Here is a 19113-nt window from a genome sequence, read left to right on the forward strand (position 1 = left end):
AATCACCGTAGGAAGGCATTCGTATCCGGTGGTGCGGCTGGGCTTCAAACCCAGTTGAGGGCGTCAGCCGCTCTCAGGTCGGTTCGACTCCGGCTGCCTTCCGCCAGTCAAATTTCCCGGGCATTTCCACACTTTCCCGGAAGCGCCACATCGTCGCAATATGTCGGCTATGCGCCATTGGCGTGCTACGGCGGCCGTCCGCGGTTGCGCGGAAAATGGAAGCGGTCCGGGCAACCGGGCCGGCCGCGCGCGCAGTTGCTCAGAACCCCACACCTACGCCGACGCCTACCCCACCGCCGAGGCTGCCGCCTCCCACGCCCACGCCTATGCTGGGGCCCGGCGGGTAGTAGCCAGGCCCATACGCAGGATCGCTGTAACCGTACGGCGGGGCAGCAACACATCCCGAGACGGCCGCCACCATCGCCAGGATGCCGAAAAGTCTGAGCATGATCATCTCCCTTGCACGAACTGCGCAGCAAGAGATGATCCCGTTTACGGCGGGGTTAACTAGAACCCCCGGCAATACCTCGCAAGCGCCGTCAGCAGAGTGCGCTCGTCAAGGTCGTGACAACGACCTGGGGCACGCTCCGGCCATGAACGGTCGTTTGGCAGTGTGAGCCAAATCGTCGATGGCCCGCGGCGCTCGCCGCTCGCCATATCCTGTCGGCAAGCGGTTCAACCCGATGCGCCGGGCGCAGAACATCCCGCGCCCGGGTGCGTGACGGGAGTACGAGGTTCAGCTCCCTTGCAACCGGATGTCACGCGACGACGCTCCGACATACACCGTCCCGCCAGGCACATATCGCCAGCCATTGCGCGACGTGTCCCACACGCTCTGCATCCGCGGCGTGACCGTGATGCGAACGTGGCGTGCCTCGCCGGGATTCAGGCCGATCTTCTCCCAGCCGACCAGACGTCGCGGCGGCTCGTCGCGGTAGGGCACGCCGAGATACACCTGCGGCACTTCCGCGCCCGCCATACGGCCATCGTTGCGCACCGTAAACGACACGTCGATCGCGCCGTCAGGGCGATGTTTGACCGAAAGCCCCGAATACGAGAAATGCGTGTACGACAGCCCGTATCCGAACTCGAACATCGGCGTGATGTTTTTCGCGTCGTACCAGCGGTAGCCCATGTTCAGCTTCTCTGCGTAGACGGGATCCGGCTCGAACGCGCCGCTTTGCCCCCACGTCGGCGTATCCTGATCACGCACCGGGAAGGTGACGGGCAGCTTGCCGGAAGGATTGACCTTGCCGAACAGCACGTTCGCGATCGCATTGCCGCCGCCTTCACCCGGATACCAGGCCTCCACGATTGCCGCCACGCGATGCTTCCACGGCATCAGCACCGGGTTACCGCTTTCCACGACGACGATCGTGCGGGGATTGGCGTGCGCGACCGCGTCGACGAGTGCATCCTGGTTCGACGGATTCGCAAGGCTCAGGCTTTGCAAATCGCCAAAATCTTCACCCGCCGGCTGCGCGACGACGACAATTGCGACATCCGAGCGGGCTGCGAGCGCCGCCGCCTGATCGATCTCCTGTTGCGTGTACGCGCGAAACGGCGTCTGCTGATCGCTGTTGCCGGCAAAGCTCACCTGCGCCGACGGCGCGAGCGCGCGAATCGCTGCAACAATGGGCGTGTTCAACTTCAGCCACGGATTGGTCCACCAACTGCACCCGGTCGATGTGCCGAACGTCAAGCCGCCGCAACCCGCGAATGCCCCGGTGACCGGATCACGTGTATTGCCTGACCCGCCGCCGGTCAGCACGGCTGCATCAGCGTGTCCCCCAATCACCGCGATCCGTGAGAGCGAGGCTGCGGAGAGCGGCAACTGGTTGTTGTCGTTCTTGAGCAGCACCATCGACTGCTCAGCAACCGCCTGCACGAATGCTTTCGCGCCAGCGAAGTCGATGGCGGCGCCCCCCTTTGGAGGATCGTCCATCACGCCCGTGCGGATCATCACGTACAGCTTGCGTCGCACCATGTCATCGAGTCGCGCGGTCGAAACCGAGCCGTTCGCAATCGCCTGCCGAACCGCGTCCGGCGTCAGATAAACGGTCGAGCCGACATCCTCTTCCTCGTCGAGACCGGCGTTGATCGCTTTCGCCGTGCTGTGCGTCGCCCCCCAATCCGATTGCACCTGCCCTTCAAAGCGCCATTCGTTCTTGAGCACGTCGTTGAGCAGATGCGCGTTCTCGCACGCATAGTCGCCATTGAGCCGGTTGTAGCTGCACATCACGCTGCCCGGCTGTGCGCGCCTTGCGGCGATTTCAAACGGCAACAGATACAGCTCGCGCAGTGTGCGCTCGTCGATCTGGCTGTTGCCGCCCCCCCGGTTATGTTCCTGCTCGTTGCCGGCGTAGTGCTTGATCGTGGCGATGACCTTCTGGCGCTGCGTGCCGTCGGTGCGCTCGGCGAGCATCTCCCCGGCGAGCAGCGGATCTTCGCCGAGATACTCGAACAGCCGGCCGCCGCGCGGCTCGCGCGCGAGATTGGTTCCGCCACCGAGTCCCATCCCGAAGCCCTGGGCGCGCAGTTGTATCGCCACCTGTTTGCCGAAATCGGAAGACAGGCGGCGATCCCAGCTTGCCGCAAGCGCGATCGTTGCCGGGAAGGTCGTGCTGGCCTGCGATGTGCTGCCGGAGCCTGTCGCGGAGTCGACCATGTTCAGATCAGGAATGCCGAGACGCGGTACGCCCTGAATGTAGCCCGCGCCACCTCCCGGCACGGCCGACATTGCGTATTTCGAATGAATGAACTGGAGCTTTTCGTCGAGCGTCATCCTGCTGACGAGGGTATCGGCGCGCCGATGCGCGGCCGCCGATCCGAACGCGTTCATCGCAATTGAAGTGGGTAGGAAATCGAGTGGAAAGTCGGGTACATCCGCACGCGCAGCGGCGCACACGGCCGCCGCTAAAGCGGCCGCCAGCCATAGTTTCTTCTGCATATCTGTCTCTCCGGGGATTCTGCTTTTGTTGGAATGCGGAAGCGGAGCGAGTCCGGCAGGTTCACGCCGGACACGAAGGCTGGCGACGCAGGGTAGCTGCGCAAACGTTTGCCTGCCCGGACGGAATCGGGACCATCGGATGGACTGTAGCGACTCTCCGTACTCAACAATTTAAGAATGTAGTCTGACTACAGCATCAGTACTTTTACCGATACGACGCGTTTTTATGCCGAATGAAGGCTATCCGTTAAAACGATTGGCGATTAAACGCAATGAATGCGCAAGCTCCAATGCATTGAGCACGACGAGTGCTGATTATCCTGTTGGCATTGTTTGAAGCGGCGATTGCGTGCTTCCTGCCGGCTCGACCAAGATGCGCTCCAGAAACCGGTAGACAAGTTCGAGTGGGTTCGCGTCAGCAGCTCGAACTCGAACACGCCCAAGCGGGGCGGCTCGAAACGTAGAAGCGTTAGCTCTATGGGTAGACTTCTGCGACCGACACGGCCGCGAGCATCGCCGGAGTCGGATGAGTCACGGTATCGCCGCGCGAATCCATCTTTCTACAAGCGGTGCTTGGCCAATGTGCGAAGTGGATGCCTGCAAGGACGGCCCGCGTGCCATCGGCGGTTCGGCCAGATGGCGCCGTATCGCGGGTGGAGTGCAAACGATCTTCGCCACACATCAGGCCGGCACGAGCTGGCCCTCTGAATATCTTGTCAGCACAGAAGCAAGGATCATGTCGAACGCGTTCGACGGCGCTGCGGCGCCGCGGTGGAACGGCCGGAACACCACGTCGCCCCGTTTGACCGACATGCCGCTGAGCGCGCAAACACCCCTGACGCGGGCATAGCCGGCGCGCCAGGTCTGATCAAGATAGCTGCCGCGCGTAGCGTCGCTCCAGGAAACGAGCACGGTCGTGTCGGTTTGCCATTCGATGCTTCGAATCGTAGAGTCCCTAAGCGCCGCATGCGCAACCACCGTGCGGCTGGGTCGCTCGCGGCGCCGCGAAGCCTGGTAAACCGCCGATGCAGTCTCATGCCAATGCGCGTTCAGCCGTCCGATAATCTGCGACCATGGGTCGAGTCCACACATCTCCGGTTCTCCTGCGACTTCCAGCGGCGATCGCATGCAAAGTGCAGCGCCTCTGGGTTTAAAGTCTCATGGCTGCGGGGCTCACACGAACATTACCGGGTCAAGTTGCCGTCGCTAACGGCTCGATCGTTCGCATGAAATGCGCATGCCGGCTTACAGCTTTGGCACGCTATCTCCGCCTTTGCGGCGAGCAGGCTCAAGGCACTGTGAAAGCGGGCGGCATAGGCGGCAGCAAACAACTGCTCGGGATTCGTCCCGCCGCACGGACCGCCGAGCGGTGCAGGCAAGCGCAGGTCGAGATCGAATTGGCCGTCGTCCGATCGGACTACGCCTGATGCTGGACCATGGCCTGCATCGCCGCCCGTGGCGGTCACGGTCGTCGAGTACGATGGCCACCTTCGATAGCAATGATCGTCGTGATTGTTCTCCGCGGATAGTGCGCCGGGCCGGCCTCGATGCGCCGTCAACGCATGGGTGCATCGTAGGTGCGCGGCGGCCCGTCGGGAAGGCTTGCGCGGCGACGCACCGTGTTGCTTCCAAAGCACCAATCAGAGCGCCGGCGCCGACGTCATGGTGGTCAGGCATTGCAGGTCGAGCGCGCGCGTTCGTTCAGCCATGTAGTCGATGAACACGTGGGCATAGCGGCACAGGTAGAACGAGCGACGCGCCAGGCACACTCAGGAATACGACCAGCGCGCCATCTTGCGCGATGAGTTCATGGGAAAACACGTTGCCTTGTGAGCCCCAGAGCGGGCGGGGCCTATTGGGCGTGCCAATCGACAGCCGGGTTGACCGTCTTGCCGGCAGTGCAACAACGGATGACCTCGTCGGTCGACCACAATGCGCTGCTGCTCCAGTACTTGAACAGCTCTGAAATTTGCGTCTCGTTGAAGTACTTCCGCATACGCGCCCAGATTTCATCGGACGCCGATTGTTCACTGACACCCGAAAGGTGTTCCATCCAGGCCAACGCGGCCTTCTCCGCACTACAGAAAACATCGGCGCACCGCCAGCTTCCGATATGCTCAATCTTCGATGTGGGCACGGCAGCATGAAGCGCCAAGCGAAGGCCATACTGAACGCACAACAGACAGCCGTTGATTTGCGATGCGCGCAGATCGAGAAGCGCGATCAGGCCCGCGTCGAGCGGGCCACTCTGAATAGGGGGCGTCACGATCACGCTCTTCGCAAGCTAGCTGCGCAGGAAAGACAAAAGATCCTCATTAAGCTGATCCTTGTGGGTATCCGTCAATCCATGCGGCGCGCCGGGATAAATCTTCAGGATCGCGTGAGGGACGAGTTTCTTACTCGAACGGGCGCCAATATCCACGGGAACGACCTGGTCGTCGTCGCCGTGAATGATCAGTGTCGGTCTGTCGAACTTCAACAGATCCGCCGTGAAATCCGTTTCGGAATAGGCTTTGACCGATTCGTAGACGTTCTTTAAACCACCGGTCATTCCCTGGCGCCACCATGCGTCGATCAGACCTTGCGACACCTTGGCGCCCGGTCGGTTAAAGCCGTAGAACGGGCCTGCGGGGATGTCCTTGAACAATTGGGAGCGATTGGCGATTATTGCAGCCCGAACGCTATCGAACGATTCAATAGGTACCCCAGATGGATTGCCTGGCGTTTTTACCATCAACGGCGGCACGGCTGAAATCAGCCCGATCTTCGATACGCGGGACGTACCGTGCCGGCCCACGTAACGCGCGACTTCGCCCCCTCCGGTCGAAAACCCGATAACGGCAACATCGCGCAGACCGAGCGTCTGGATGACTGTCGCGAGATCGTCCGCGTAGTGGTCCATGTCGTTGCCGTCCCACGGTTGGCTCGAGCGACCGTGCCCGCGGCGATCATGTGTAATGACTCGAAACCCGTGGGATGCCAGAAAGAAAGCCTGGTTTTCCCAGCTATCCGAGCTGAGCGGCCAACCATGGCTCAGCGTTACGACGGGACCGTCTTTCGCGCCCCAATCCTTGAAGTACAGGCTCACTCCGTCTCGGGTACGGATAACGTCACCGGTATGACCTGCGGACGACATCTGCCCGGTCGTGCCGGGTCCTGACTGCTTGCTGGCAGCCGATGCCACAGTTGTCGTCAACGTTGCGGCGATCCCGCCAATCAGCAGGTTTCGGCGTTTTGCATCGGGGGAAACATGTCCCAGGTTTTTAGTCATGGCTCAAGTCCAGGAATTATTCGACCGGGAGATGGGGGAATTGGCTTGCTTACCGGTCGAGTCATCACAATAACCACGAAGCAGTCATTGGCCTAGTTAAGCGATGCAAAACGCCGTTGATTGCTCTACGTTCACTCTATTAGAAGATCGCGGTTATTTAACGGCGCTTAACATCTACGCTAGCTAATTATGTTTGGCAAAGGCAGAGGGTGAACGGGAGCATATGAGGAGTAACCAATCCGTAACCGCAAGATCAGAACTTCAGCGCATGCAACTGATGAATCTTGTCCAGAAGCCAGTGGAAGCTAGCGTGCTCATCGGCTCCAGGCGCGGCGTTTTTCATCGCCATTTTATGCAACATGTCTTGCCGTTGTGAAAGTAGCCGGCACATTCGATGAGTCACCTCCTGGCTATCCCTCAATAGAGGTGTTACATCGTCCTTGTTCAATCTGTAAATGACGCTCCTCGTGAGCGTCACGATCTTCACCTGAACCGGCAAACCCGCGAGTAGCCCGGTCTCCCCCATCGTATCGCCGGGCCCGAGACGCACCACTTCGACCGCCCCGGCAGGTTGCTCCGTTGAAACACTGAGCACGCCCGAGCCGACGATTGCGAGACTGTCGGGCACCACTTCCGGCGTGAAAATCACCTGCCCGGCGTCGTATTCATGCCGCACCATGCAACTGGACAGCAACTTCAACTCCTCGTCGCCGATGGCGGCGAATAGTTCGATGCGTCTAAGCAGGCGCTCCTCTGCTTTTGCCACGATGGCCGTGACCGATGGCACGCCTCGTGGTTGGAGATCGACCCCCGCGGCGATAAGGTGTCGATAACAGAGGTCGTACAGCTCGTTTGTCAATGGCGTTTTTTTTGCCGTGTCGTCGACGAAGGCCGTCGCTTCGTACTGGATGGAATGCAGGGTGGATTTTCTTGCCTGCACGAAGGGAGCCGGCGCCGTCAGGATCGAACGAGCTCCAGCCAGCGCGCATTCAAGCGCGGCAATCACCGTTGCGGGCCGCTCGTCCGGCGAGATTTCCAGAGAGACAGTCACGCCATGCAAAGCGTGCGGCCGGTTGGTATTGGTGATATTTGCCTTTGCCGCCGCAGCATTGGGAATGATAGTCACATTGCCGTGCGAATTGAGCAGATGCGTTGCTCTCCAATTCATCTCGATCACCTTGCCTTCCGCGCCATCAATCGAGATCCAGTCACCCACGCGGTACGGCTCTGTGGAATTCAGCACGATCCCTGCAAAGACATCGTGCAAAGTGCTTTGAATAGCTAAACCGAGAATAACGGCCAATGTCCCCGACGTCGCGATCAGGCCGCGAACGGGTATTTCCAGAACAAACCCGGTCGCGGCTACCGCCGCGGCAAGAAACACTACAGCACCGAACACGTCCTGAAAGAGTCTTTGCTTGCGCCACGTCTGTGGCAGGAGAAGTGTGTCGAGAGCAAGAGTGAGCAGGCGGGCACCTGTCAGCCACCAGAATATCTTCAGTGCCTGCGCCGCTTCGTGAAACAGCGACGCTTCAAAATGCGTGGCCTGTCTGAAGGGGCTGAGGCCCGCGGTGAAAATGCTCCCCGTGAACACGGCGAAAATCGTGAGCCGGAGCAAGAGACGTGAAACGTCTTGCTTCGGCACTTTGAAACGCCACAGCGCCACGTCGATCAGGACGACGGCATAACCGAACACCAGGGAATCGCTCACGGAGGCTCCGAGGGGAAGAACGCGCCTGGCGGGTACTCATGCCGCTCCCGCCGGAGCCATTGTGAACGGCTAACCGCGATGCCCGAGGCTGGCTGACACACTAGCCAAATGACGCCAGCGGGTCGCCTGCCGCCAATGCATCGGCGCGATTCGGCGCCGGTGGATAGATCCACTGCGTATTGATCATCTGCTTGCGCGCTTTTCCTTCCGCGTGCGTCAGCTTTATCTGGCGATCCCAGCCTTCCGAATAGACCGCTCCCCATTCGCCGAGATCCAGACAGGTGGCATAAAACGGCTGGCTATACGCCAGCGTCGATGCGCCGATCAGGTCGGCGGCCACGTTGTGGCCGCCGAATTTCCCCATCACCATTGCGTGCTGACAAGACATCAACGCGTAGTGCCCTTCATCGTCGCTGCGCACTCGCGCCACATCGCCTGCCACAAACACGCCGGGCGCCTCTTCCACACGCAGATCGGGGGCGATTTCGACACGGCCAAGCGGGTCCAGACGCGACGAAACCTGTGCTGCAAGCGTACTCGCTCGCATCCCGCCCGCCCATACCACCGTGTGCGCTTCGATATGCGCACCTGAAGCAGTTCGGACTCCACTCGCGTCGACCGATACGACACCGGATCCCAATACCGCTTCGATGCCGAGCGAATCGAATGCCTCGGCGACGAAAGGCCGCGGATTAGGCCCGAGATCGGGACCGATCTCAGCCTGCGACCCTACGACGACCACTTTGATCGCCGCATCGGGGCCGAATAGCGCGCGCATCCGTTTAGGCAATTCGGTTGCGATCTCGATGCCGGTAAAGCCACATCCCACCACGGCAACGGTATTTCGGGCGCTTGAATCGGGAAGCTTCGCGAGCTTCCTGAGATGCTCTTCAAGTGCCGATGCGTCCTCCATGCAATCGACCGAGAACGCATACTCGGCGAGCCCTGGAATCGGCGGCCGGCTCAGCTTGCTGCCGCTCGTCAAGAGCAACCGGTCGTAACCGAGCGAGCGGGTTTCGCCGCTCGCGGCCGTCACACGCACGGTCTTGTCGCGAACAGCGATTTCGTCGACACTCCCCTCGACGTAGTTCACACCGACGGCGTCAAGCAGGGGCAAAAGCGGCGCGAACATCAAATGCGGCTCGCTTTCGTACATCCGTGGCCGGATCTGCAACTCGGGTTTCGGTGAGATAAGCGTAATGTCGATGTCGCTAGCCGTTGCGCCGGCGCGGTCGCGCACGCGAGCCGCCCCGAGTGCGCCCCACACTCCGGCAAAGCCGGCACCCACAATCAAGATCTTCTGCGACATGATTCTTGCCTTAAGTTTTCAAATTACCCAGTTGACGATGTGCGCCGGAACCCACGACAAACCGAGCCCTGTTGCACTGCGCGACGATCGCTGACGATCGCGGCGGCCGACCCATCTGCCGCCCGCCTCACGACAAATCGTAGACTTCGTCTGCGAATGGCAGTAGGCACTCAAAGGAGATCATTGTGTTGTCCCGGCGACAACAATCGACGGGCTTAAACGTCGTCAAACAATCCTGGCGAGCGCATCTTCGAGCGTCGGCCAGGAATGTTTGTCACCTTCGAAGGCAAGATTCACGATTGTGCGAATGCTCCATGGCCCTTCTGATGTGCAAGCGTATTGTTGAGCCGCAGTCACCTGTTCCTCCATTGCCTGCTTTACTCCATCGGGAAAGGCATTCCTCGCGTCTTCGACCGCCGTCTGCAATACGTGCAATACGGCTTGGCCAAAGGTCACACATTCTTCGCGCCTCGGTATTTTTCCTTTTTGCATCACCGAGTCTTTCCAGTCGTTCTGATCGGGGGTGAGGAGAACGGGAGGTCGGGCGCAGAAGTTCCGGTAGTTCAGTAAGTAGGCTTCGTGGCGATTTCGTGGATTGATCCCCAACAGCTTCCAGGCGGCATCGAAACGCTCTTTCTTTATTCCGTTCTGGTACGCCATCGCGCGCAGAAAAAATTCGTGAAAGTCTTCGAGACTGGCGGTGCAGGACGAGACCGAGTGTCGATAGTGTCCGTCCCGTATCGCGCAAGCGGCAAGTTCGAAAAGAATCTCGAACTTCTGCTGGCGCAACGCCACGATTCGCTGATGGCCGCGCGAGCATTCCGACATATACCTTCCGTCGCCGTCGGGTCGAAGATCCAGCAAAACAGAAGAAAGAACGGAATTCCCTACGGAACCTCCGTCCGGGTTGCATTCTAGGCAGACAATGGGAACCGATATCTTTGTCATGGAAATGTCTCACAGTTGGAGGTTGTTTATCGCTTTTTTCCGCATCAACTCTTCTCGCCTCATCAACAGACCACACCCGGCGGTGCGGACCTGGTTCGAGACCAGGTCTCGCTGGCACTCTATGCCCAATCGACCGCTCCTGCAGAAGAGGTGGGGTGAACCGGTTTGTACGCCAATGACTCGATGGTCTTGATGTTGTCCTGGCAGCAACACCGTGATATCCCGTTGGAGTCTTCCATGTTCGGGGTGACGCAACTACGATTGCTCGTGACGTAATGTTTCGCCGTGGAGAGATCGAGGCAATCGGTCTATTCCAATACGCACCTGAATCCGGGAATTCGGAGTCTGCTGTGAAGATGAATGCTGAGGAAAATGTCTTGCGCTCCGGCGTGATGGCAAATACCGACCGGCACGCGTGCCGCGAAGCGGTATCGTTTGGTCCGTTCACACTTTTTCCTGAAGAGAGACGCCTCGAACGATCAGGTTCATTCGTGCCACTAGGCAGCCGCGCACTGGATATTCTTATCGCGCTTATCCAGCACGCCGGACAGGTCGTGGACCGGCGCATGTTGATGTCGCGCGCGTGGAGGAATATCGTCGTGGACGAAAGCAACCTGCGCGTCAACATTGCGGGACTGCGCAAAGCACTAGGTGACGGAGAGGGCGGTGTGCGCTACGTGAAAAACGTCCCGGGTATCGGCTACTGTTTCGTTGGACAGCTTACCCGTGAACGCGTGGTTGTCGAATCCAGTTTCCAATGTGCTAAACCGTCTGCTTTAGCACATTCTGGCTGCTTCGCAACGGGAGCGGCCTGCCCGCAAGGTCGCGACGAGGTCTTGCGGACTCTTGCGTCCGACTTGGGCAGACATCGGCTTATGTCTATCGTAGGACCCGGAGGCATCGGCAAGACAACAGTGGCCATTGCTCTCGCGAAGAGACTGTCCGGCGTGTTTCCTTCGGAGATTCACCTCGCCGACCTCGGCGAAGTTGCTGATGGCGACACGGTAGCGCTTACGCTGGCTCGTCTGCTCGGGTTGGGCGATTTTCACGACATGCCCGTCACGTGCATCACGAATTATCTTTCGGCCAGGCGCGCGCTGATCATCCTGGATAACTGCGAGCATGTCATCGACGAGGTGACGTCGCTTACAACGCAGATCCTCGCGGTCTCATCCGCGACCTATTTCGTTCTGACAAGCCGCGAGGCGCTACGTGTCAGATACGAATACGTCTGCCGCCTGTCTGCGCTCGACGTCCCTCCAGGACCGGAGGCGATTTCGATTGAACACGCGCATACTTATCCAGCCGTGCAGGTATTCATTCAACGCGCACTGGAAGCGGGCGCCAGGTTTCCGCAGACAAGCAAGAGCTATGCAGCCATTGCGAAGATTTGCCGCGAACTGGAAGGCGTCGCGCTTGCGATCGAGTTTGCCGCGGCGCGCGTCGCGACATTTGGACTGGCCGGCACCATGGCGCTGCTCGGAACCCGCTCACGCCTTCAATGGCAGGGATGCCGCAACGCCCCTGCGAGGCATCGGAGTCTCGAGGCATCCATTGGATGGAGTTACGCGCTGCTGTCGGAGCAGGAGAGGTCCGCTTTCCGTCGCCTGTCGTCGTTTGAACAGCCCGCAACGCTCGAGGCCGTCCTTGCGGCGGTGGCAAACGGAACGGGCGATCTTTCGAATGCGATCGCCGTAATTGAAGGGTTGGTTGCAAAGCACATGCTGCAGGTCCAGCTTGGAGACGACGACTTGCCTCGCTATCGGCTCCCGGTTTCCGAAAGGATCTATGCACGGGAACAACTCAAACAAACTACGCTCGATAAGCGGAGCGTCGTCCAACTGAACGGCCTGCAAGGGATTTTCATCTGAAATTCGGCTGCGCCGTGTCCCCAGTGACGCTTTGAGCTACAAACGCGGGCGTGTAGCGAGAAAGATCATTTCATTAACTGCGCGAATTGCTTCTCCGCAAAATCGATAAATATCTTCGTGCGCGGTGGCATGTTCCTTCCGAATCCGTGCAGGACATGAAGAGGAACGGGTCTCAGCGCCAACTCCGGCAAGACGCGACACAAACGTCCTGCGTCGACATCTTCCTGAACCATTGCTTTCAGAACCTGTGCGATACCGAGTCCATTCAATGTCGCCAGTCTCATGGCCTCACCGCTGTCGGTATCGAATGCTCCTTCCGGCTGCACGCTGACACCGTCAGCAAACGTGACGGGCACCACGCGTCCGGCAAGTCTGTAACGAACATGGCGATGCGTACCGAGATCGGATATCGATTCCGGCACGCCGTGGCGGTTCAGGTAGTCGGGGGAGGCCACGAGCGCCAGCGGCAAATGGCCCAATTTCCGCGCATGCAAAGCGCTGTCGATGACCTCTCCCGCTCTGATGACCAGATCGAAACCCTCGCGGATGACGTCGACATGATGGTCGCTCACGTTCACATCGAACAGCAGGCCTGGATGATGCGCCATCAAGTGCCGGGTGAGCGGGTCGAGCAGAATGCGCGCTAACGCGCCGGGCACACTGATACGCAGTTTGCCGACCGCGGCCAGCGGCGTAGTCAACGCGTTGCCTGCCTCCTCGATGCCACGTATGAGCGGCGCGATGCGCTCGTAGTAGGTGCGCCCCTCTATTGTCAGGACGGTCGCCCTTGTCGAGCGCCGGAAAAGCCTGATGCCGAGACGCCTCTCCAATCTTCCAACGCTTCTCGACACAGCGGACGGCGTCGTGCCGAGCAAGCGCGCCGCTCCGGTGAACGAACCGGCCTCGACCGCTCGAACAAAGGCAGATAAGCCGTTCAGGTTCTCAACCGACATTAGTGACCCTTCGGCAAAACTGATAGCTCCGCTGGAGAACTGGGCTGTCGTCTCACCTATAGCTAAATTAGCGTTCAACGCGACGTTCGCGTGGAACAACGGAGATTCAAATGAACAGACTCACAAATAAAGTCGCCGTCATCACCGGCGGCAATAGCGGCATTGGCTTTGCGATGGCAAGGGTGTTTGTGGCCGAGGGTGCACATGTGCTGATCGTCGGACGGCGTCTGGCCGCGGTGAATGCCGCAGTGTCCGAACTTGGGGATCGGGCAACGGGCCTGACCGGCGACCTCGCCGATCCCGCAACGCATGACCGCGTCGCGTCATTGGTTGAAGAACGGTTCGGCGGCCTGGACATTTATGTCGCCAACGCTGGCGTAAACACGATCGCCCGCTCGGATCAGGTGAGTCTCGAAGCGTACGATGCACAATTCGCTACCAACACGCGGTCGGTTTTCTTCGGCGTTCAGAAAGTCGCGCCTCAACTTCGCAACGGAGGCGCCATTCTGTTGACGAGTTCGATCGCGAGTTCGAAAGTATTCGAAGGCCACGCGGCGTATGCGGGCAGTAAAGCGGCAATCGAAGCTTTCGCCCGCAGTTGGGCGCTCGAATTCAAAGAGCGCCGCATCAGGGTCAACGTGATCAGCCCAGGCCCCGTGGACACACCCATTCTTTCGAAACTGGGTATCGCCGTTGCCGATCGCCCGGCATTCGAGACCGCCGTTGCGGAGAAGATTCCGCTGGGCCGGCTGGGCCGCGCGGAAGAGCTGGCCCATGCCGCGCTCTTTCTTGTTAGTGACGAAAGCAGCTTCGTTACCGGTGTCAATCTGCACGTCGATGGCGGAATGTCGTTGGCGTGATTCGTGACCGTTTAACGGGACAACGCGAATACGTGAATCGTTCTACCGGCAGCCGATCTGCCGGGAACGGTTGCCGATATCCCAGTTCTGGCGCCCGTCAATCGTTAGTCAATGGGCGACGATATCTGGCGACATACTTCGCCTGAGCAATGACTTTCCCATGCATCTGATAGGCGACGACTGCGGGGCTCGCGGCAGGAGCCACGTCGATTTGCGCCACGTCGAGCGCGGAGGCCGTCACCACATATCGATGCGACTCCCCCTGGGGAGGACAGGGGCCACCGTATCTGGATTCGCCAAAGTCCGTCAACGTCTCAACCGCGCCTGCCGGCAAGAGCTTTGGATTGCCGGAAGCTCCTCTTTCGAGCGACGATTCAGAAGGTGGAATATTCGCGATTTCCCAGTGCGTCCAGCCGAGCCCTCCGGTCGGCGCATCCGGGTCGAAAATCGTCACGACAATGCTCTTCGTGCCGCGCGGAACGTGAGTCCATGAAATGCGCGGCGAGATGTTGTTACCGTGACAGCCAAAGCCTCCGTACACCTGCTCGTTCGAAAAGCGCCCGTTACGCAGATCGTCGACTTTGATCGTGAACGGCTCCGCGCTGGCTATCGCCGGAATGAGCGCCAGCGCCAGCGCCATTGACGCGCATAACATCGCGGGCAAACAGGTCCTCAATCTCATGATGTGCTCCTTTGAAGGATGAAAGATGCGCACAACCGGTATCAACGGCAGCGTTCGGCGATTCGTCCGGGAAGGCGGATTCGGGAACGATGGTGCGACTGCTACAGTCGCGCGCACTGCGAAGCTCGATGACCTGGAGAGTCGGTCCACCGAACTCGCGTGTCAGGCGGGCGGTCAGGATGAGGTCTTCGCACGTACCGATCTCATCGAATGCCGGTGGCGCGGGCAAGTGATCGTTTGCAAAAAACCGCCGCGAGTCTTGCGCCCTCCCGGCGGTTTTCTGGCAATCGTCAGTGCGATCTATACGACGATGGCTGATAGCCGAGCATCAATCAATAGTCCCACAGCACCGGCACGAAACGGAAGCCTCCACCGTTCTTTGCAATGTGACCGATGGAGGGGAACGCGACATGCGCCGCGGCCAGCAGGGCGCCGGTTTCAGCGGCTTCGTTGAGCAGCGCGATACGCACGTCCGCAGCGACTTCAGGCTCGTGCTCGAAACCATTTTGCCATTCGGGATGGTCGAAGTTGACTTCGAAAATCGCGTCGCCCACGAACGTCAGTTTTTCGCCGTTCGATGCGACGTCCACGACGCAGTGCCCCGGCGTGTGCCCACCCGTCACGCGAGCCGACACGCCCTGGGCAACTTCCACGGTCTGATCGAACTGCACGATGTTTTCGCTGTAGAGTTTCACGAACGTTTCAGCAGCCTTGCGGAGCGCGGGAGGAACCGTTTCCGGCATCACCGTCTTGCTGAAGTCCGGATTTTTCCAGAACGCTACTTCCCTGGCCGACACGTGAATGCGCACGTCCGGGCTCAGCTTGGCCTTGACGCCATCGACGTTCAGCCCGCCGACGTGGTCCATGTGCATATGCGTAACCACGATATCGGTGATCGCAGCCAGGTCGATGCCCGCCGATTCCAGGCGCATCACCGACTGACCGGCGCGCGTGAAGTATTCAAAACCGTCGCCCACGCCCGAGTCGATCAGGATCAGGCGTTCGCCGCTCCGCACGAGCGCGATATTCAACGCCCAATCGAACATGTCACGTTGCAGGAAACGACCATCGAACCATTCGTTGCGGTCCGCTTCGCTCACGTTCGTGGACATGGTGGAGGTCGGCAGGGGTAGAACGCCATCGCTGATCAGCACGACGTCGACGTCGCCCACGCGCACGGCGTAGCGTGAAGGCACGAGTTCGCCTGAACCTTCTTTGCCAAGGTTGGCGATAACCGGCTGCACATTGCGGGTTGTTTGGCTCATTTTCGATAGTCCTGTTGATTAGGTGGGGGTAAGCCGCACTGCGTGGTGCGGTTCACGAGCACGAATTTCGCGCGCTTGGTTTGGCTCGCGGTTCGACCGAGCGTGTGACCGATTGTAGTCAGCGGGGCGAACGGCAGTAGCATCGCGAATGCGTACACCATGTTGTCCGAAGGGCAACAATCGACGACGGACAGGCGATGAGAGGCAAGGCGAGTGACAGGCTTATTGATCCGCCGGCGCGATTCTCACAGGCGTAGTGGCGATGGCACCCGCGCACCTGAGGGCCACTTCGAACGCGCGTGGTGATTATCTGAACCAGTGTCGATCGGTTGGCGGCGACCAGAAGCGTTCCGTCAACTCGAAATGTGGCAGTGTTGAGAGCGGTCCTTGAAACCAGTCTTTCAGCCCGGCACGTAGCTTCGTGAGTGCCTGGTTTCACCGTCGCCGCTCGCGTTGGCGACGTTTTTTTTATGCCGCATGACGACGTAACGTCTGCAAAAAAATCATGTGGAGACCCATCGAAGGGCTGTCGACTCGGACCATCCCATCTTCCATCAGCCTGCACAGCATGTCGTTGACCTGTGCGGTCGACGATTCAAAACGGGCAGCCGCGCCGGCCGCATTCTACGGTTCGAGCGGCAAGATGCGGCGGCGTAGTCCACCGCATCTTGCCGGAATGCCGGACCGGTCAGCCCAACGGCCAGTTCAACACAACAAGGCTGTCGTTGTAGTCATTATCCGTACCGTCTTCCGATCCGACCAAGCCGAAGTAGGTTTTCTTGAATATGTCGACCTGCCTCGAGCCGACTTTCGATGTTTTGCCGTTCGCTGATACGACGACCCGTACTTTGCCCTTACCGGAGTTCAGAACTTGCGTCTGCAGATTTTTGTCTTGCGTGCCGTTTCCCTGGAATGTCGCTGCGGGGTTCTGATTGTCGTCGATGTAGACGTTTATCGTCTGTTCGGCAGCCGAATTGACGAGCGAGGTCACGCCGAATGCGATATTCGGCGGCAGGCTAAACACACCGTCCCGCTCGCCGCCAGAAGCCGGCTCCGGTTGCACTTGCGACGTGGCCTTCGCAAAGTAGGTGACCACGCAGCCGATGCCGAGGTTAGACGCTCCCGCCGGAAGCACGCCGGGAGCGCCCGCCCATGTCACCGTGCACGCTTCGATCTGTCCCGTGGAATCGGTCTTCACCTTGTTCATCCAACTGCCGACGTCGAAGCTGTAGGGCGAGACGGAGATATGGATAAAGACGTCGTACTGTGGCAGCGTCTCTGCCAGTTGCGCGGTCATGAATTGCCGCATCCTGTCCACCACGGCCTGTGCGCCGCTGGACTGCACCGCGGTGGCATCCGTGGCAGCGCGCTGCAGCAAAGCATAAAGATCGTCATGCGTAAATGGCTGTTGCATCTCGGTCCTCTCAGTTGGGCGTGCCTTGCTGGACAGTGACGGCGGATCGCGTCATCGCGCAGCCGGCGATTGGGGCGTGGCATGGTGCGCGCTGTAATCACCGTGACCCGCAGCAGTGACGAAACTCATGTCGCATCTATCCCACGCGAGAAGCTTACGTTTGGCACTATCGCAAGCGAACTGTCCGCTCTGGGAGCTATACAAAAACGGACAGCGGCGCTAACATCGGGCGGCCGCCGGTGGACAGCGGTCAGCTTCGTCAAGCCGCTCCATGGGGCGATGCCTGCGCTCGGCGGCCGAGGCAATCCGCTGTGCGAAAACAGCGGATTGCCTGGAACGTTGTACGGATGAATTGACTGCCTGGTGTCCGTCATCGGGGTAGTGACGCGGCTACCCCGAACAGGTCCGCGACTGTTCGTTCTTCGACGGTGGCCTTCTGTGCGACCGTACACGTCTGTGAACGACAAAGGCATGTTCGGGCGGGCGTCTGTCGGCAGGATCGCTACTTCAAGCCTCGAGGCGCTGCCTTCGAATATCGTACTTCCGGCTTCGGCCTTTCAGCGGATTCACGTGACCGTCCGTTTACCTGACGAGAAGCGACGGCGGGTGCCGGCCCGAAACGGGCGATCGAGACCTTGAGACTCGCGCTTCGTCCATGCAAGCCTAATACAGCGAATAACGGGAATGCATCTCTATCGGGATGATCGTTTGCGCGGGAACGCCTCGTCCCTCGCGCACGGACTTCAAATGCACGACAGCCGTACGTAGCAGCAGTCGAAGGTCCTGTGTCAGTAGATAGTCGATTGCGTCGGAACGCAGGAGCGGTTCCGTTATCCGGTTGACTTCGTGGGTCACGTAGATCGTTCGGCCCGTCAGGTTGGATTCGCGCAGCGCCGCAGCCAGACCTTCGTTTCCGCCCGCCACGTTGTAAACGCCATCGAGCTTCTCGTGCTCGTCCAGAAAACGCATGGTCGCTTCATAGGTCGCGGCACCGGAATCGGCGCCCTTGATGACTTCGATGAGGTTCACATTGGGGAAGCGCTGTCTTAGCAGTGAGCGGAACCCGATCTCGCGGTCTTCGTGACAGGTATAAGAGAACGTAGCAACGACCACCGCCACGTCGGGGCAAGCATGCGCCTGCAGATGCCGTCCAATGAGAAATGCAGCCGACTGTCCGGCTGCCCGGTTATTCACCCCAATATACGTATGACGTGCGTCGGCATCGACGTCGGTAATGAGCGCAACAACCGGCTTGCCTGCCGCCATGCATTCGCGTAGTGCGGCGGTCGTCGTCGCGGTGTTCGTGCAGATGATGCCGATGCCGTCGGCGGCGTCGGCCGCCTCGCGGACTCTGGCGGCAACCTCGTCGTCGGAGGCGCCGACGCACCGTACGACTGCGAGATTCGCCCCGGTTGCGGCAAATTCTGGTTCGAGCTCAGCCGCGGTTCGTGTGAGTTCGTCCGTGAATGCGTCACCTGCCTGGGCCAGCAATCTGAAGTCGTAAGTACGGTGCTTTGCGCGGGGCGACGATCGTGTCGGCGAGTTCGAGCCCAATTGCCTCAATGCCGCTTCAACGGCGCTTCGCGTGCGCGGATGCACGCCGGGCCGATCGTTCAGTGCGCGATCAATCGTCGCCCTGCTGAGCTGCGTGATCTCCATCAGTTGTTTGAGCGTCGGCTTCTCTTTCATACGCATCCCCAGACTTGCATGCGGGCCGAGGTGCCCGCATGTCCGTTATTTTGCCTCAAATTGAGGCAATCGAGGCTTTTTCATGTTTAGGGCGTAGAGAATGCACCGCCGCATCCTCTGGAATACCCTCGATACCTCAGAATGAGTCATTTTAATCTTTGACCGATGCTCATTAAGAGTCTTTAATCGG

Annotated in this window: 14 protein-coding genes, 1 tRNA gene and 1 pseudogene; 3 read left to right on the forward strand and 13 right to left on the reverse strand. The window is 59.7% G+C overall.

The window, feature by feature from the left end; genetic code table 11:
• Nucleotides 1–10: 10 nt before the first annotated feature.
• A tRNA-Sec gene (locus BUE39_RS34910) sits at nucleotides 11–106 on the forward strand.
• Between the two features lie 630 nt (nucleotides 107–736).
• Here the strand turns inward: BUE39_RS34910 and BUE39_RS21115 are convergent.
• The 8 genes and pseudogenes from BUE39_RS21115 to BUE39_RS21150 form a co-directional block, all read right to left on the reverse strand.
• Nucleotides 737–2950 carry a beta-glucosidase family protein gene (locus BUE39_RS21115; protein WP_073430669.1) on the reverse strand — a complete coding sequence of 738 codons (2214 nt, stop codon included), beginning with the start codon at nucleotides 2948–2950 and terminating at the stop codon, nucleotides 737–739.
• 681 nt (nucleotides 2951–3631) lie between these two features.
• Entirely contained in the window at nucleotides 3632–4042 is a 411-nt protein-coding gene (locus tag BUE39_RS21120; RefSeq protein ID WP_073430670.1) for a DUF3331 domain-containing protein, read from the reverse strand.
• A 170-nt stretch (nucleotides 4043–4212) separates the two neighbouring features.
• Nucleotides 4213–4416: pseudogene (locus BUE39_RS35565) on the reverse strand (OsmC family protein); the annotation flags it as partial.
• A 386-nt stretch (nucleotides 4417–4802) separates the two neighbouring features.
• Nucleotides 4803–5216, reverse strand: a complete 414-nt coding sequence (locus BUE39_RS21130; RefSeq protein ID WP_159442583.1) for a carboxymuconolactone decarboxylase family protein — start codon at nucleotides 5214–5216, stop codon at nucleotides 4803–4805.
• Between the two features lie 18 nt (nucleotides 5217–5234).
• Complete coding sequence (locus BUE39_RS21135; protein ID WP_073430672.1) at nucleotides 5235–6221, reverse strand: alpha/beta fold hydrolase; 987 nt, start codon at nucleotides 6219–6221, stop codon at nucleotides 5235–5237.
• Nucleotides 6222–6474: 253 nt separating this feature from the next.
• On the reverse strand, nucleotides 6475–7932 hold the full coding sequence (locus BUE39_RS21140; protein WP_073430673.1) for a mechanosensitive ion channel domain-containing protein: 1458 nt from the start codon (nucleotides 7930–7932) through the stop codon (nucleotides 6475–6477).
• Between the two features lie 100 nt (nucleotides 7933–8032).
• Nucleotides 8033–9241, reverse strand: a complete 1209-nt coding sequence (locus BUE39_RS21145; RefSeq protein ID WP_073430674.1) for an NAD(P)/FAD-dependent oxidoreductase — start codon at nucleotides 9239–9241, stop codon at nucleotides 8033–8035.
• Between the two features lie 225 nt (nucleotides 9242–9466).
• Nucleotides 9467–10189: a hypothetical protein gene (locus BUE39_RS21150; RefSeq protein WP_073430675.1), complete on the reverse strand. Its 723-nt coding sequence runs from the start codon at nucleotides 10187–10189 to the stop codon at nucleotides 9467–9469.
• Nucleotides 10190–10545: 356 nt separating this feature from the next.
• On the opposite strand from BUE39_RS21150, the gene BUE39_RS21155 reads away from it, so the two are divergent.
• Nucleotides 10546–12060: an ATP-binding protein gene (locus BUE39_RS21155; protein WP_073430722.1), complete on the forward strand. Its 1515-nt coding sequence runs from the start codon at nucleotides 10546–10548 to the stop codon at nucleotides 12058–12060.
• A gap of 65 nt (nucleotides 12061–12125) precedes the next feature.
• Here BUE39_RS21155 and BUE39_RS21160 read toward each other — a convergent pair whose 3' ends face one another.
• A complete protein-coding gene (locus tag BUE39_RS21160) occupies nucleotides 12126–13112 on the reverse strand; it encodes a LysR family transcriptional regulator (protein ID WP_318268296.1) in 987 nt (328 codons plus the stop codon).
• Nucleotides 13113–13123: 11 nt separating this feature from the next.
• On the opposite strand from BUE39_RS21160, the gene BUE39_RS21165 reads away from it, so the two are divergent.
• Nucleotides 13124–13873 carry an SDR family NAD(P)-dependent oxidoreductase gene (locus tag BUE39_RS21165; RefSeq protein ID WP_073430676.1) on the forward strand — a complete coding sequence of 250 codons (750 nt, stop codon included), beginning with the start codon at nucleotides 13124–13126 and terminating at the stop codon, nucleotides 13871–13873.
• A gap of 97 nt (nucleotides 13874–13970) precedes the next feature.
• Here BUE39_RS21165 and BUE39_RS21170 read toward each other — a convergent pair whose 3' ends face one another.
• The 4 genes from BUE39_RS21170 to BUE39_RS21190 all read right to left on the reverse strand — a co-directional run bounded on the left by BUE39_RS21170 (nucleotide 13971) and on the right by BUE39_RS21190 (nucleotide 18923).
• Nucleotides 13971–14555: a YbhB/YbcL family Raf kinase inhibitor-like protein gene (locus tag BUE39_RS21170; protein WP_073430677.1), complete on the reverse strand. Its 585-nt coding sequence runs from the start codon at nucleotides 14553–14555 to the stop codon at nucleotides 13971–13973.
• A 332-nt stretch (nucleotides 14556–14887) separates the two neighbouring features.
• Complete coding sequence (locus tag BUE39_RS21175; protein WP_073430678.1) at nucleotides 14888–15820, reverse strand: MBL fold metallo-hydrolase; 933 nt, start codon at nucleotides 15818–15820, stop codon at nucleotides 14888–14890.
• 688 nt (nucleotides 15821–16508) lie between these two features.
• Nucleotides 16509–17234 (reverse strand): fucose-binding lectin II, encoded by a 726-nt coding sequence (locus BUE39_RS36030; RefSeq protein WP_073430679.1) that lies wholly within the window; start codon nucleotides 17232–17234, stop codon nucleotides 16509–16511.
• Between the two features lie 663 nt (nucleotides 17235–17897).
• Complete coding sequence (locus BUE39_RS21190) at nucleotides 17898–18923, reverse strand: LacI family DNA-binding transcriptional regulator (RefSeq protein ID WP_073430724.1); 1026 nt, start codon at nucleotides 18921–18923, stop codon at nucleotides 17898–17900.
• Nucleotides 18924–19113 lie beyond the last annotated feature (190 nt).

Origin of the sequence: Paraburkholderia terricola (assembly GCF_900142195.1) — a bacterium.
Taxonomy (GTDB): domain Bacteria; phylum Pseudomonadota; class Gammaproteobacteria; order Burkholderiales; family Burkholderiaceae; genus Paraburkholderia; species Paraburkholderia terricola.